Source organism: Kineosporia sp. R_H_3 (assembly GCF_002198675.1).
In the GTDB taxonomy this organism is placed as follows: Bacteria; Actinomycetota; Actinomycetes; order Actinomycetales; family Kineosporiaceae; genus R-H-3.
Genome location: NZ_MWLL01000189.1, coordinates 95,378 through 109,268, shown reverse-complemented (window position 1 = coordinate 109,268; position 13,891 = coordinate 95,378). Strand labels below are relative to the sequence as shown.

The window sequence follows — 13,891 nt, the reverse complement described above, 5'->3', positions numbered from 1 at the left end:
CGAACTGTTGATGGGATCTCCCCATGAGCGAGCCCACGACCACGCGGACACCCACCATGGAGTACCGGACCCTCGGCGGCAGCGGTGCCGTCGTCTCGACGTACGCCCTCGGCACGATGACGTTCGGCGCGGAGACCGACGAGGCGGGCGCCTTCGCCCAGCTCGACGCCTTCGTCTCGGCCGGCGGGACCCTCGTCGACGTCGCCGACGTCTACGCCGGCGGCGTCAGCGAGGAGGTCGTCGGCCGCTGGCTGGCGGCGAACCCGGACGCCGCGGGGCAGGTCGTGCTCGCCACGAAAGGCCGCTTCCCGATGGGCCCCGGCCCGAACGACGCCGGTCTGTCGCGGCGGCACCTGCGGACGGCGCTCGAGGCCTCGCTGCGCCGCCTCGGGGTGGACCACGTCGACCTCTACCAGGTGCACGCCTGGGACCCGCTGACCCCGGTCGAGGAGACCCTGCGCTTCCTCGACGACGCCGTGGCCGCCGGGACGATCGGCTACGCCGGCCTGTCGAACTTCACCGGGTGGCAGGTCGCCAAGGCCGTCGGGATCACCGAGCGGCTCGGCCTGGCCCGGCCCGTGACGCTGCAGCCGCAGTACAACCTGCTCGTCCGCGAGCTCGAGTGGGAGGTCGTCCCGGCCTGCCTCGACGCCGGCCTCGGGCTGCTCCCCTGGTCCCCGCTCGGCGGCGGCTGGCTCACCGGCAAGTACACCCGGGACGAGCGACCGACCGGCGCGACCCGGCTCGGCGAGAACCCGGAGCGCGGCGTCGAGGCCTACGACCGGCGCAGCGCCCAGGAGCGCACCTGGGACGTCGTGGACGCCGTCCGCACCGTGGCGGAGGGCCGCGGCATCCCGATGGCGCAGGTCGCGCTCGCCTGGCTGCACGACCGCCCGGCGGTGACCTCGGTGATCCTCGGCGCCCGCACGCTCGACCAGCTGAAGGACAACCTCGGCGCCGCCGGCCTGCACCTGTCCCCCGAGGAGGCCGCCCGCCTCGACGCCGCCTCCGACCCGCAGCCCGCGGACTACCCGTACGGCGTCCCCGGCACCGAGCAGCGCTCCCGGAAGATCGCCGGCGGCCGCTGACTCCCACCCGCTCGTACTCACGCCGCGTACCGTTCCGGGGCCCCGGTCCGGCTGGTTCCGGTGCACGGCGCGAGCACGAGCGGTGGACGGGTCCCGGTCACGGGCGGCCGGGGCGGGTGGCACGATGAGGCGGTGACGTCGCAGCAGACCCGGCAGCCCTCGGTCACCGACCCGGTGCGCTCGCGGCAGGCGGCCCGGTCGCTCCTGCTGGACGTCGTGGCCGTCCTCGTGTTCGTCGCCGTCGGCCGTCGTTCGCACGGCGAGGCGGACGCCCTCGCCGGGGTCGGCGTCACGGCGTGGCCGTTCCTCGCGGGGCTCGCGGTCGGCTGGGCGGCGCTGCTCGGCCTGCGGCTGCCGCCGGGGTCGGTGGGAGCCGGTGCGGTGGCGACCGCCGGCACGATCCTCGTCGGGATGCCGCTGCGGCACTTCGTGGCGGGCGAGGGCACCGCGCTGACCTTCGTCGTCGTCGCGACGTGCTTCGTGACGCTGTTCGTCCTCGGCCGCCGGGTGCTCACCGGCTGGGTCGCGCGGCGGCTCGCCGCCCGGTGAGCGCCGACGAGGTCGTCGCGCTCTACGACCCGGACGACGTGTGCGGGCGGGTCGTCGGGTCGGCGCCGCGGTCGCGGGTCCGCGCCGAGAACCTGCCGCACGCCGCCACCGGCGTCCTGCTGCGCCGTCCGACCGGCGAGGTCTTCGTGCACCGCCGGGCCCGCACGAAGGACCTGTGGCCGGGGGCGCACGACTGCGCGGCGGGCGGCGTCGTGAACGCCGGCGAGAGCCCGCTCGAAGCGGCCCGCCGCGAGCTCGCCGAGGAGCTGGGCGTCGAGGGCGCCGCACTCACCGAGGTGTTCACCGGCTGGTACCGGGACGACGACACGCACTACCTCGCGCACGTCTACGAGGCGGTCTGGGACGGGCCGGTCCGGTTCGTCGACGACGAGGTCGAGGACGGCTGGTGGGAGCACCCGGCGGTGCTCACCGAGCGGCTCGCCGACCCGGCGTGGCCGTTCGTCCCCGACACGCGGCGGCTGCTCGCGACGGGCGGCCTGCTCGGGGCCGGACCGGAGCCCGTCCCCGGCGGACGCTGGGAGCCGGGCGAGACCGTCGTCTACCGCTGGGGTCGCGAGGGCCGCACCCGGTTCGCGCGCCTCGCGCGCGTCGTCCGGCACGACGACGACGGGCTGCTCCTGTGGGTCGGCCCAGGGTGGCCGGTCGTCGAGCAGAGCCTCGCCGACGGGCGCGGCGTCCGGGAGGCACCGCTCGAGCAGCGGTTCACCGCGCCGCGGGCCCGGCGGAGCGCAGTCTGGCGCGGGCCGGGGATCCTCATGCTCGTCCCGCCCGGCCCGACGGCCTGGTCGGTGTGGTGGTTCTTCGGCACCGGGGCGGACGGCGCACGCACCTTCGAGGGCTGGTACGGCAACCTCGAGGCCCCCCACGCGCTGCGGACGACGGCCCTCGGCACCCGGCTCGTCGACAGCGCCGACCGCGCGCTCGACGTCTGGGTCACCCCGGACCGCACCGCGCACTGGAAGGACGAGGACGAGTTCGCGGCCATCACCGCGCTCGGCACCCGCTGGACCGCCGAGCAGGCACCGCAGATCCGGGCCGACGGCGAGCAGGTCATGGCGCTGGCCCGGGCCGGGGCGCCGCCGTTCGACGGCCGGTGGACCGACTTCTCCCCCGACCCGGCCTGGCCGGTGCCGCGCTTCCCCGCGGACTGGGACGTCCCGCACGTCGCCGGCCCCTGACGCACGCGGACGGCGCCCCCGCAGCTGCGGGGACGCCGTCCGGTGCTGCCGGGGCTGCGGCGGCCTAGAGGTACTGGCCCGTGTTGGCGACGGTGTCGATCGTCCGGCCGGGCTCGGTGCCCTGCTTGCCCTGGATGATCGTGCGGATGTAGACGATCCGCTCGCCCTTCTTGCCGGAGATCCGCGCCCAGTCGTCGGGGTTGGTCGTGTTCGGCAGGTCCTCGTTCTCCTTGAACTCGTCCACGCACGCCATGAGCAGGTGGTCGAGGCGGATGCCCCGCTGCCCGGTCTCGAGGAGGTCCTTGATCGCGGTCTTCTTCGCCCGGTCGACGATGTTCTGCACCATCGCGCCGGAGTTGAAGTCCTTGAAGTAGAGGATCTCCTTGTCGCCGTTCGCGTACGTGACCTCGAGGAACTGGTTCTCCTCGGTCTCGGAGTACATCCGCTCGACGACCCGCTGGATCATCGCGAAGACGGTCGCCGTCGGCGAGCCCTCGTTGGCGGCGACGTCGTCCGCGTGGAGCGGCAGATCCGGCGTCAGGTACTTGCCGAAGATGTCCTTGGCCGCCTCGGCGTCCGGACGCTGGATCTTGATCTTCACGTCCAGCCGGCCCGGCCGCAGGATGGCCGGGTCGATCATGTCCTCGCGGTTCGAGGCGCCGATGACGATGACGTTCTCGAGCCGCTCGACGCCGTCGATCTCGCTGAGCAGCTGCGGCACGATCGTCGTCTCGACGTCGCTGGAGACGCCCGACCCGCGGGTGCGGAAGAGCGAGTCCATCTCGTCGAAGAAGACGACGACGGGCGTGCCCTCGGACGCCTTCTCCCGGGCCCGGGCGAAGATGAGCCGGATGTGCCGCTCGGTCTCGCCGACGTACTTGTTGAGCAGCTCGGGGCCCTTGACGTTGAGGAAGTAGCTCTTCGACTCCTTGACCCCGCGCAGCTCGGCGATCTTCTTCGCGAGCGACCGCGCGACGGCCTTGGCGATGAGCGTCTTGCCGCACCCGGGCGGGCCGTAGAGCAGCACGCCCTTCGGCGGCTTGAGCCCGTGCTCCCGGAACAGGTCCGGGTGCAGGAACGGCAGCTCGACGGCGTCCCGGATCATCTCGATCTGCGGGCCGAGGCCACCGATGTCGGTGTAGTCGATGTCCGGCACCTCCTCGAGGACGAGGTCGTTGACCTCGGCCTTGGGGATGCGCTCGAACGCGTACCCGGAGCGGGTGTCCATCGTCAGGGCGTCCCCGACGCGCAGCTTGACGCCGCGCAGCGGACCGGCGAGGTGGACGACCCGCTCCTCGTCGGCGTGGGCCACGACGAGGGCACGGTCCTCGTCGATGATCTCCTTGACGATGACGATCTCGCCGGTGCGGTCGAAGTCCTTGGCCGCGACGATGTTGAAGGCCTCGTTGAGCATGACCTCCTGGCCGGCGAGGATGTCGTCCCGCTCGACCGAGGGGCTCACGGAGACGCGCATCTTGCGGCCGCTGCTCATGACGTCCGCGGTGCCGTCCTCGTCACCGGGGCCGACGTAGATGCCGTAGGTGTTCGGGGGCTGGGCGAGCCGGTCGACCTCGGCCTTGAGGGCGACGATCTGGTCGCGCGCGTCGCGCAGGGTCGACGCGAGTCGGTCGTTCTGGTTGGCCAGCTGGGCCACCTGGGCGCGAAGCCTGGCCAGCTCCTCCGGGCCGGCGGCGTCACGTGCCGCTCGGAGCCGCTCCACCTCGTGCTGCAGGCGTGCGATCTCGGACCGGAGCGATGCGTCGTCGTTGTCGGTCATGCCGGGCACCTCCCTCCCCATGGGGCGGACACGTTCGACCCTAACCCCGCGGACCCACAAGTGCGCCCGAGGGCCGTTGTCGACGAGGCGAGACGTTCGTCTCGCTCCCCGTTCCCACTTCGGGCCATTGTGCGGTGCTTCTTCACCGGGAGCGGGTGATGCGTCTCACCTAGCGGTCATGTGATGTACACCAATCGCTGAACACGCGGCGTGTCGTCCGGTTCGCGAAGAGTGTTCACAGCGGTCACCCGCGCCGCACGCGCCCCTCCGGACCCGTGCCGGCCCGTCAGCCCCAGCTGTCGGGCAGCGTCGGCCGGCCCTCGCCGTCCGGTGAGGCCGTCGCCGTGACGTCCCGGACGACCTTGCGGATCTTCTTCTCCGAGACCGGGCGCTCGCCGAGCTCGTCCGCCGTCCACTCGCCCCAGGCCGCCTCGACCTCCTCGCCGCCCTCCCGGGTCGACGCCGCGGGGCGTCGCCGGCGCAGCGGCGGCGTGACGCCGTCGGCGAGCCGGCGGGAGGTGATGAGGAAGCCGGTGTGGCCGACCATGCGGTGCTGCGGCCGGACGGCGAGCCCCTCGAGGTGCCAGCCGCGCACCATCGACTCCCAGGCCTGGGGCTCGGTGAACAGGTTGCTCTCGCGCATCGCCTCGGCGACCCGGGAGAGCTGGGTGGCGGTCGCGACGTAGCAGATGAGGACGCCGCCGGGCACGAGCGCGCGGGCGACGGCCTCGAGGCACTCCCACGGCGCGAGCATGTCGAGGACGACCCGGTCGACCGGCTCGGCGTCGCCGCCGCGGTCGGGGTGGCCCTGCTCGATCGACTCCACGAGGTCCCCGACGGTGACCCGCCAGGCCGGGTGCGGCCCGCCGAAGAACGTCTCGACGTTGGCCCGGGCGATCTCCGCGAAGTCGGCCCGCCGCTCGTAGGAGTGCAGCAGGCCGGTGTCGCCGACGGCCCGCAGCAGCGACATCGACAGCGCACCGGACCCGACACCGGCCTCGATGACCCGCGCGCCGGGGAAGACGTCGGCCATCGCGACGATCTGGCCGGCGTCCTTGGGGTAGACCACCGCGGCACCGCGGGGCATCGAGAGCACGTAGTCGGCGAGCAGCGGGCGCAGCGCGAGGTACTCGATGCCCGCGGTGTTCGTCACGACCCAGCCCTCGGGCCGGCCGATGAGCTCGTCGTGCTTGAAGAGCCCGCGGTGGGTGTGGAACTCCTTGCCGGGCGCCAGGGTGATCGTGTGCATCCGGCCCTTGGGGTCGGTGAGCTGCACCCGGTCGCCCTCACGGAACGGGCCGCGGCGGTGCTCGGCGCCCGTGGGCGTGCCGGTCGACGTCATGGCCCGCGAGTCTAGGGGCCAGCCCGGGCTCAGCCGGCGCCGACCACCGCGGCGACGGTGCGCCAGTCGAGGACGCCGACGACCCGGCCGCCGTCGACGACGGCGTACTCGGCGGCGGGCGTCTCGCGCAGCCGGGCGAGCAGGTCCTCGCCCGACAGGTGCGGGGACAGCACGAGCGGGGGCAGCCCGCGGCCCACGGACGCGACCTGGACCAGACCGGCCCGCTCGGGCGGGACGGCCGCCGCCGCGGTCTCGTCGACGATCCCGACCGGGTTGCCGTAGCCGTCGAGGACGACGACGAGCGGCTCGGGCGGGACGACGCCGGTCGCGGGCGGGGACGGCGGGCGGACGGCGTGCACCGCGGCCCGTGCGTCGGCGACGCTCGCGGCCCCCGAGACCGTGACGGCGGGCCGCATGAGGCGGCCCACGACGACGTCCTGCGCCGCCCGGCGGAACCGGGCGTAGCGGATCGACCCGGTGGCGCCGCGCCAGAGCATCCAGCCGATCGCCGCCGACCACAGGACGGTGATGACGCCCGGCTGGTAACCCTGGGCGAGCGGGCGGACGACGAACCAGGCGACGACGAGGACCGCGACCGCCTGCCCGATCCGGCCCGCGACGACGGTGCCCGTGGTCCGTGACCGGCTGAGCGCCCAGACGATCCCCTCGAGCACCCGGCCGCCGTCGAGCGGCAGCCCGGGCAGGGCGTTGAGGACGGCGACGAAGCCGTTGGTGTACGCGAGCATGAGGAGGATGCCGCGCACGACCCCGCCGTCCGTCGCCACGGCGGCCAGCAGACCGCACACCACGGCGAGGGCGCCGTTCGTCAGCGGCCCGACCCCGGCGACGAGGATGCTGCGGCCCGGCGTCCGGATCTCCTCGGAGAAGGCGGTGTGGCCGCCCCACAGGTCCAGGACGATGTCGGTCGGCGGGGTGCCCACGGCGCGCGCCGCGACCGCGTGCGCGAGCTCGTGGAGGAACACCGACCCGAGCAGCAGCGCGGCGAAGCCGAGACCGACGAGGTAGGCCGCCGAGCTCGCGATGCCGTCGACGTACGAGGCCACCTGCGGACCCACGAGGAACGCGATGACGACGGCGATGAAGAACCACGACCGCCGCAGGTACACGGGCGTCCCGGCCACCGAGCCGAGCCGGAAGCTGCCGGCGTGCTCGGGCGGGGCCTGCGTCTGCGCCATCTCACGATCCTAGGTCGGCGTCGCCCGATCAACGGCCGTGCTGTCGGTGACGTTCCCTAGAGTCCTCCCCATGGCCACTGCGCTCTCCCCCTCGCGCGCCGGGGACTTCATGCAGTGCCCGCTGCGCTACCGCTTCCGTGTCGTCGACCGGCTGCCCGAGGCGCCGAGCCCGGCGGCCGTGCGGGGCACCGTCGTGCACGCCGTCCTCGAGCGGCTCTTCGACCTCCCGAGCGGCGACCGCACGCTCGACGCCGCGCGCGGGCTCCTCCCGTCGCAGTGGGCCCGGGTGCAGGAGGAGGCTCCGGAGCTCGCGGTGCTCTTCGACGGGGACGGCGAGGCGTTGACGACGTGGCTGGCCGGCGCCGAGTCGCTCCTCGAGAAGTGGTTCGAGCTGGAGGACCCGACCCGCCTCGAGCCCGCCGAGCGCGAGCTGTACGTCGAGACCGTGCTCGACGACGGGCTCGTGCTGCGCGGCTACGTCGACCGGCTCGACGTCGCCCCCGACGGCCGGCTGCGCGTCGTCGACTACAAGACGGGCCGGGCGCCGCGGGAGAGCTTCGAGGCCAAGGCGCTGTTCCAGATGAAGTTCTACGCGCTCGTCCTGTGGCGGCTGCGCGGCACGGTCCCGTCGGTGCTCCAGCTCGTCTACCTCGGCAACGGCGAGATCCTGCGGTACGCACCCGACGAGGCCGACCTGCTCGCGACCGAACGCAAGGTCAAGGCGCTCTGGGCGGCGATCGCGCTCGCGGCCGAGACCGGCGACTGGCGGGCGTCCCCGAGCCGGCTGTGCGACTGGTGCGACCACAAGCCGCTCTGCCCGGCCTGGGGCGGCACTCCCCCGCCGCTGCCCGAGGGCGCCGTCGAGATCGTGCTCGGCGAGCGGGCGTCGGCGCTCGCCGTCCCGGGTCTCGACGAGGAGTAGCCGAAAGGACGACGCCGGGTCCGACGCAGGGCTGAGCGACGACCGGTCCGACGACACGTCGTGTCCACCTGCTGGTTGATCTGTCCGTAGCGTCCGCCTGGAAGGATCGGAACCGCGGCGGGGGGCTGGCCCGTCGGCACAGAGTGCAGGTGGCCCTACTGCCTTGACCCTGCCGCCACGGCAGGCTCGAGGATCACGACCGTGCCCGGGGCCACGACGGCCCTCCAGGGGCGAACCGACGGAGGAGGACATCGTGACCGATGGTCACGTCACAGCAGCACCGGCAGGCGCCGTCGCGCAGGCCGTCGACCTGACGAAGGTGTACGGCACGGGCGAGGCGGCCGTGCGCGCGCTCGACGGTGTGAGCGTCGAGTTCGAGCGCGGCCGGATGACCGCGATCATGGGGCCCTCGGGGTCGGGCAAGTCGACGCTCATGCACTGCATGGCCGCCCTCGACACCCCGACCTCCGGGACCGTCGTCATCGACGGCGTCACCGTGAACGGTCTGAAGGACAAGGCGCTGACGACGCTGCGCCGCGACCGGCTGGGCTTCGTCTTCCAGTCGTTCAACCTCGTCCCGACGCTCACGGCGCGGGAGAACATCACGCTCCCCCTCGACATCGCGGGGACGAAGCTCGACCAGGCGTGGTTCGACACGATCATCGACACCGTCAACCTGCGCGACCGGCTCACGCACCGGCCGAACCAGCTCTCCGGCGGCCAGCAGCAGCGCGTCGCGTGCGCGCGGGCGCTCGTGAGCCGGCCGGCGATCGTCTTCGCCGACGAGCCCACGGGCAACCTCGACTCCCGGTCGAGCGCCGAGATCCTCGGCTTCCTGCGCCGCTCGGTCGACGAGTTCGGCCAGAGCATCGTCATGGTCACGCACGACCCGGTCTCCGCGGCGTACGCCGACCGCGTGCTGTTCCTCTCGGACGGCCGCATCGTCGACGAGATCAACGAGCCGACCGCGGACTCCGTCCTCGCCCGGATGCGCGGCTTCGAGCCGGCCGGACGGCAGGCCTGACCATGCTGCGCATCACGCTCAAGAGCGTCCGCGGGCACTTCGTCCGCTTCCTGCTCACCGCGTTCGCCGTCATGGTCGGCACCGGCTTCGTCGCGGGCACCTTCGTCCTCAGCGACAGCATCCGCGCCACCCTCGACGGGTTGTTCAACCAGGCGTCCAAGGGCGTCGACGTCGTCGTCCGGGGTACCGAGACCGGTGCCGCCGGGCAGGCGTCGTCCGGCCGCGCGGCTCTGTCTCTCGACCTCGAGAAGCAGCTCGCGGCCGTGCCCGGGGTCAAGCGGGTCGTCCCCGACCTGCAGGGCACCGCGCTCATCGCGGGCAAGGACGGGACGGCGGTCCGCAGCGGCGGCGCCCCCGGCCTCGGCTTCTTCTGGGACCCGCAGGGCCAGTCCTTCACCCTCCTCGACGGCCGTGGGCCGACGAAGGCCGGCGAGGTCGCCGTCGAGAAGCGCACGCTCGAGCTGAGCGGGCTCGCCGTCGGTGACACGACCCAGGCCGTCATCGGTGAACACCGGCAGTCGGTGACGATCGTCGGCGAGGTGAAGTTCGGTGCGGGGACGACGTTCGGCGCGACCGCCGTCCTCGTCGACGCGCAGACCGCCCGGACCCTCTTCGCACCCGACGGCCGGGTGGGCGACTTCCAGCTCGAGGCGGCCGACGGCACGAGCGAGGCGACGCTGCGCGCCGCCGTCGCGAAGGTGCTGCCGGCCGACGCGGAGGCGATCACCGTCACGGACTTCAACGAGGAGAACCAGGAGGCGCTGGGGACCGCACTGGGCTTCATCACGACGTTCCTGCTCGCCTTCGCGGGGATCGCGCTCTTCGTCGGCGCGTTCATCATCTACAACACGTTCGCGATGATCGTCGCCCAGCGGACCCGTGAGCTCGCGCTCCTGCGGGCCGTCGGGGCGTCCCGGCCCCAGGTGCGCCGGGTGGTCCTCGGCGAGGCCTTCGTCGTCGGGCTCGTCGGCTCGGCGGTGGGCATCGGCTTCGGCGTCCTCGTCGCAGCCGGTGCGAAGGCGGCGCTGCGGTCGTTCGTCGGCATCGACCTGTCCTCGGACCTGCCGGTGGACGCTCTGACCGTGGCCACGAGCCTCGTCGTCGGGACCGTCGTCACGATGGTCGGCGCCTACATCCCCGCCCGCCGCGCGGCCCGGATCGCACCGGTCGCCGCGATGCGCGACGACCTGTCGATCCCCGCGAAGGGCCTGCGGCTGCGGGGCACGCTCGGGTTGTCGGGCCTGGCCGTCGGTGCCGGCCTCGTCGTCACCGGGGTCACCCGGGACGACATCGCCTGGCTGCTCGTCGGTCCGGGCGCGCTCCTCGTCGTCCTCGGTGCGATCGTCGCGGCACCGGTCATCGCGCGACCGGTGATCCGGGTCGTCGCGGCGCCGTTCGCCGCGACGCTCGGCGTCGTCGGCAGGCTCGCCCGGGAGAACGCCCTGCGCGTCCCGCGGCGGACCGCGACGACGGCCAGTGCGCTGATGATCGGGCTCGCGCTCATCTCGGCGCTCGGGGTCGTCGCGCAGTCGACGAAGGCGAGCGTCGCGGACCTCGTCGCGCAGGAGATCCGCTCCGACTTCGTGCTCTCCGCGGGGGGCGGCGTCGCCGTCCCGACGTCGGTCGGGCCCGCGGTCGCCGCGCTCCCGGGGGTGCAGTCGGTCGCCGACGCCGTCGGGTTCGGGGTGCGCAGCAGCGACGGCGAGGACCTCGGCGCCTCCGCGGGGACCGCGAAGGGGCTCGGTGACAACTTCGACATCACGATGCGGTCGGGCTCGCTCGACGCCATCGACCGCGGCGAGATCATCGTCAACGGGGACACCGCGGCGGAGCAGGGCTGGACGACCGGCTCGAAGGTGTCGCTCGCCGTCGGTGCGTTGGGGCAGAAGGAGTACACCGTCGGCGGGGTCTACGCGCCGATGCAGATCCTCGCGACGGACATCGTCGTCGGGGAGGACCTCTTCGAGGCCGCGGTGCCGGCCGCGCAGCGGTTCAACCAGGGCGTCTTCGTCAAGGCAGCGCCCGGTGCCGACCTGACCGCGCTGCGCGCCGCGCTCGTCGCCGAGGTCAAGCAGTTCCTCGTGGTCAGCGTCGAGGACGGCGAGGAGTTCCAGAGCACCGCGGCCGCCGGGGTGAACATCATCCTCGGCATCCTCTACGCGCTCCTGCTCTTCAGCGTCGTCATCGCGGTGCTCGGCATCATCAACACCCTGGCGCTGTCGGTCTTCGAGCGGACCCGGGAGATCGGCCTGCTGCGGGCCGTGGGCCTACGGCGCCGGCAGCTGTCCGGGATGATCACCATCGAGGCGGTGACGACGGCGCTCTTCGGGGCGCTGCTCGGGACGGCGCTCGGGGTCGGTCTCGGGGTCGCGCTCCAGCGCGGGCTGAAGAACCAGGGCCTGGAGCTGCTCGCGATCCCGTGGTCGACGATCCTCGTCGTCCTCGCGGCGTCCGCATTCGTCGGGGTCATGGCCGCCGTCCTGCCGACGGTCCGCGCCGTCCGGCTCGACATCCTCAAGGCGATCGCGACGGAGTAGCGGCTCACCGGCACCAGGTGTGAGGGGACGGCGAGGGCGGCGGGTGCAGGTGACCCGCCGCCCTCGCCGTGCGCCCTGGGACCGGTGTCAGGCGTCGGTCGGGATGGCCGCGGCGTCGAACGCGGACGCGGCCGGGGTGATCCGGCCGTCGGCGACGTCCTCGGCCCAGTGGCAGGCGACCCGGTGGCCGGGCGCGAGGGTCCGCAGCGCGGGGACCTCGTCGTGGCAGCGGGTCTCCTGCCGGAACGGGCAGCGGGTGTGGAAGCGGCAGCCGGACGGCGGGTTCGCCGGGCTCGGCAGGTCGCCGGCGAGCAGGATCCGCTCGCGGCGGTCCTCGACGTCCGGGTCCGGGATGGGGATCGCCGACATGAGCGAGATCGTGTACGGGTGCCGCGGGGTCGCGTAGAGGTCGTCGCTCGGGGCCTCCTCGACGAGCATCCCGAGGTACATGACCCCGATCGTGTCGCTCACGTGCCGGACGACGGCGAGGTCGTGCGCGATGACGACGTACGTGAGCCCGAGCTGCTCCTGGAGGTCCTCGAGCAGGTTGACGACCTGCGCCTGCACCGAGACGTCGAGCGCCGAGACCGGCTCGTCGGCGATGACGAGGTCGGGGTTGAGCGCGATCGCCCGGGCGATCCCGATCCGCTGCCGCTGGCCGCCGGAGAACTCGTGCGGGTACCGGCCGGCTGCGCTGCCGGGCAGACCGACGACGTCGAGCAGCCGCCGGACGTGCGCGTCGACCCCGCCCTCTGGCTTCACGTCGTGCGCGAGGAGCGGCTCCATGAGGACCGACTCCACGCTCTGCCGCGGGTCCAGCGACGACATCGGGTCCTGGAACACCATCTGCATCCGCCGCCGCTCGCGACGCAGCGCCTCGCCCTTGAGCGACGCGACGTCGACGCCGTCGAACTCGACGGTCCCGGCGGTCGGCTCGACGAGCCGCAGCACGGCCCGGCCCAGCGTGCTCTTGCCGCAGCCGGACTCCCCCACGAGGCCGTACGTGCTCCCGCGCGTGACGTCGAGGTCGACGCCGTCCACGGCGCGGACGTGCCCGACGACGCGGTCGACGATCACGCCCTTGACGATCGGGAAGTGCACCTTGAGGCCCCGGACCCTGAGCAGCGGGTCGGCCCCGGCCGCCGCGAGCTCCCCGACCTGCTCGACGCTCTCGCTCACGTGCCCTCCTCCGGTGCCGCGGCGGCCCGGCCCGGTGGCGGCAGCGGGTTCCAGCAGCGCACCGACGCGTCGCCGCGCACCTCGAGCGCCGGCGCGGACGTCGTGCACGCGTCGACGCGGTGCTCGCACCGCGGCGCGAACGCGCAGCCGCCCTCCCACGGGATGGTGTCGTTCGGCGAGCCCTGGATCGGGTGCAGCGGTGCGCCGCGCGGGGCGTCGAGCCGCGGGATCGACGCGAGCAGACCGCCGGTGTACGGGTGACGGGGTGCGCCGAACAGGGGCCGCCGCGGCGCGGACTCCACGACGCGGCCGGAGTACATGACGTGCACGGTGTCGCAGAGCCCGGCGACGACGCCGAGGTCGTGGGTGATCATGAGCAGCGCCGTCCCGGACTCCCGGACGAGCTGGCGGAGCAGGTCGAGGATCTGCGCCTGGATCGTCACGTCGAGCGCCGTCGTCGGCTCGTCGCAGATGAGCAGCCGCGGCCGGCAGGCCAGGGCGCTGGCGATGAGCGCCCGCTGCCGCATCCCCCCGGAGAGCTGGTGCGGGTAGTCCTTGAGCCGGCGCACCGGGTCCGGGATGCCGACCCGGCGCAGCAGCGAGGCCGCCTCAACGGCGGCCTGCTCGCGGGTCATGTCACGGTGTCGGCGCAGCACCTCGGTGACCTGGACGCCGATGCTCACGACCGGGTTGAGCGACGTCATCGGGTCCTGGAAGACCATCGCCATCTCACGGCCCCGCAGGTCGCGCAGCCGGTCGTCGGACGCGCCGAGCAGCTCCTCGCCCTCGAGCCGGACGCTGCCGCCGACCCGCACGCCGCGGCGCGGGAGCAGGCCCATGACGGCCAGCGCCGTCACCGACTTGCCGGAGCCGGACTCGCCGACGAGACCGACGGTCTCGCCCGGCCGGATCGCGAAGCTCACGCCGTCGACGGCGCGGACGTCGCGCCGTCCGCGCCGGGTGAACGTCACCGACAGGTCGTCGACGGCGAGCAGCGGCCCGTCGTACGCCGCCCGCCCCGGGCGGCCGGGTGCCTGGCCGAGGTCGAGCTCCTCGCTCGTGCCGGTTCCCATCCGTG

Annotated in this window: 11 protein-coding genes; 6 read left to right on the top strand and 5 right to left on the bottom strand. The window is 73.6% G+C overall.

Annotated features, from left to right (window positions below; translation table 11 throughout):
- The first annotated feature begins 56 nt into the window (after nt 1-56).
- From ECOMGDLI_RS22190 to ECOMGDLI_RS36040, 3 genes are all read left to right on the top strand, one after another.
- A complete protein-coding gene (locus ECOMGDLI_RS22190) occupies nt 57-1,088 on the top strand; it encodes an aldo/keto reductase (RefSeq protein ID WP_088319026.1) in 1,032 nt (343 codons plus the stop codon).
- A 132-nt stretch (nt 1,089-1,220) separates the two neighbouring features.
- Nucleotides 1,221-1,637 carry a DUF3054 domain-containing protein gene (locus ECOMGDLI_RS22185; RefSeq protein WP_198955094.1) on the top strand — a complete coding sequence of 139 codons (417 nt, stop codon included), beginning with the start codon at nt 1,221-1,223 and terminating at the stop codon, nt 1,635-1,637.
- Nucleotides 1,634-2,836, top strand: coding sequence for an NUDIX domain-containing protein (locus ECOMGDLI_RS36040; RefSeq protein ID WP_233153588.1), 1,203 nt, complete (start codon nt 1,634-1,636; stop codon nt 2,834-2,836). The genes ECOMGDLI_RS22185 and ECOMGDLI_RS36040 overlap by 4 nt, the downstream gene beginning before the upstream one ends.
- A gap of 64 nt (nt 2,837-2,900) precedes the next feature.
- On the opposite strand, the gene arc is transcribed toward ECOMGDLI_RS36040, so the two are convergent.
- The 3 genes from arc to ECOMGDLI_RS22160 form a co-directional block, all read right to left on the bottom strand.
- Entirely contained in the window at nt 2,901-4,613 is a 1,713-nt protein-coding gene (gene arc / locus ECOMGDLI_RS22170) for a proteasome ATPase (RefSeq protein ID WP_088319025.1), read from the bottom strand.
- Nucleotides 4,614-4,899: 286 nt separating this feature from the next.
- On the bottom strand, nt 4,900-5,955 hold the full coding sequence (locus tag ECOMGDLI_RS22165; protein WP_088319024.1) for a tRNA (adenine-N1)-methyltransferase: 1,056 nt from the start codon (nt 5,953-5,955) through the stop codon (nt 4,900-4,902).
- Nucleotides 5,956-5,984: 29 nt separating this feature from the next.
- Nucleotides 5,985-7,151: a site-2 protease family protein gene (locus tag ECOMGDLI_RS22160; protein ID WP_088319023.1), complete on the bottom strand. Its 1,167-nt coding sequence runs from the start codon at nt 7,149-7,151 to the stop codon at nt 5,985-5,987.
- Nucleotides 7,152-7,221: 70 nt separating this feature from the next.
- On the opposite strand from ECOMGDLI_RS22160, the gene ECOMGDLI_RS22155 reads away from it, so the two are divergent.
- From ECOMGDLI_RS22155 to ECOMGDLI_RS22145, 3 genes are all read left to right on the top strand, one after another.
- Nucleotides 7,222-8,073 (top strand): PD-(D/E)XK nuclease family protein, encoded by an 852-nt coding sequence (locus tag ECOMGDLI_RS22155; RefSeq protein ID WP_088319022.1) that lies wholly within the window; start codon nt 7,222-7,224, stop codon nt 8,071-8,073.
- A gap of 253 nt (nt 8,074-8,326) precedes the next feature.
- The gene (locus ECOMGDLI_RS22150) at nt 8,327-9,097 is read left to right on the top strand and encodes an ABC transporter ATP-binding protein (protein ID WP_233153587.1); all 771 of its coding nucleotides are present in this window, start codon (nt 8,327-8,329) and stop codon (nt 9,095-9,097) included.
- A 2-nt stretch (nt 9,098-9,099) separates the two neighbouring features.
- Nucleotides 9,100-11,634 (top strand): ABC transporter permease, encoded by a 2,535-nt coding sequence (locus tag ECOMGDLI_RS22145; RefSeq protein WP_088319021.1) that lies wholly within the window; start codon nt 9,100-9,102, stop codon nt 11,632-11,634.
- Nucleotides 11,635-11,721: 87 nt separating this feature from the next.
- Here ECOMGDLI_RS22145 and ECOMGDLI_RS22140 read toward each other — a convergent pair whose 3' ends face one another.
- Together ECOMGDLI_RS22140 and ECOMGDLI_RS22135 are read right to left on the bottom strand one after the other, a co-directional pair.
- Nucleotides 11,722-12,813, bottom strand: a complete 1,092-nt coding sequence (locus tag ECOMGDLI_RS22140) for an ABC transporter ATP-binding protein (RefSeq protein ID WP_088319020.1) — start codon at nt 12,811-12,813, stop codon at nt 11,722-11,724.
- Nucleotides 12,810-13,886: an ABC transporter ATP-binding protein gene (locus ECOMGDLI_RS22135; protein ID WP_088319019.1), complete on the bottom strand. Its 1,077-nt coding sequence runs from the start codon at nt 13,884-13,886 to the stop codon at nt 12,810-12,812. The genes ECOMGDLI_RS22140 and ECOMGDLI_RS22135 overlap by 4 nt, the downstream gene beginning before the upstream one ends.
- Between the last annotated feature and the right edge of the window lie 5 nt (nt 13,887-13,891).

Coding starts and splice junctions, on each gene's coding strand:
- ECOMGDLI_RS22190 (WP_088319026.1), top strand. CDS start 57: ATGGAGTACCGGACCCTCGGCGGCAGCGGTGCCGTCGTCTCGACGTAC.
- arc (WP_088319025.1), bottom strand. CDS start 4,613: ATGACCGACAACGACGACGCATCGCTCCGGTCCGAGATCGCACGCCTG.
- ECOMGDLI_RS22165 (WP_088319024.1), bottom strand. CDS start 5,955: ATGACGTCGACCGGCACGCCCACGGGCGCCGAGCACCGCCGCGGCCCG.
- ECOMGDLI_RS22160 (WP_088319023.1), bottom strand. CDS start 7,151: ATGGCGCAGACGCAGGCCCCGCCCGAGCACGCCGGCAGCTTCCGGCTC.
- ECOMGDLI_RS22155 (WP_088319022.1), top strand. CDS start 7,222: ATGGCCACTGCGCTCTCCCCCTCGCGCGCCGGGGACTTCATGCAGTGC.
- ECOMGDLI_RS22145 (WP_088319021.1), top strand. CDS start 9,100: ATGCTGCGCATCACGCTCAAGAGCGTCCGCGGGCACTTCGTCCGCTTC.
- ECOMGDLI_RS22135 (WP_088319019.1), bottom strand. CDS start 13,886: ATGGGAACCGGCACGAGCGAGGAGCTCGACCTCGGCCAGGCACCCGGC.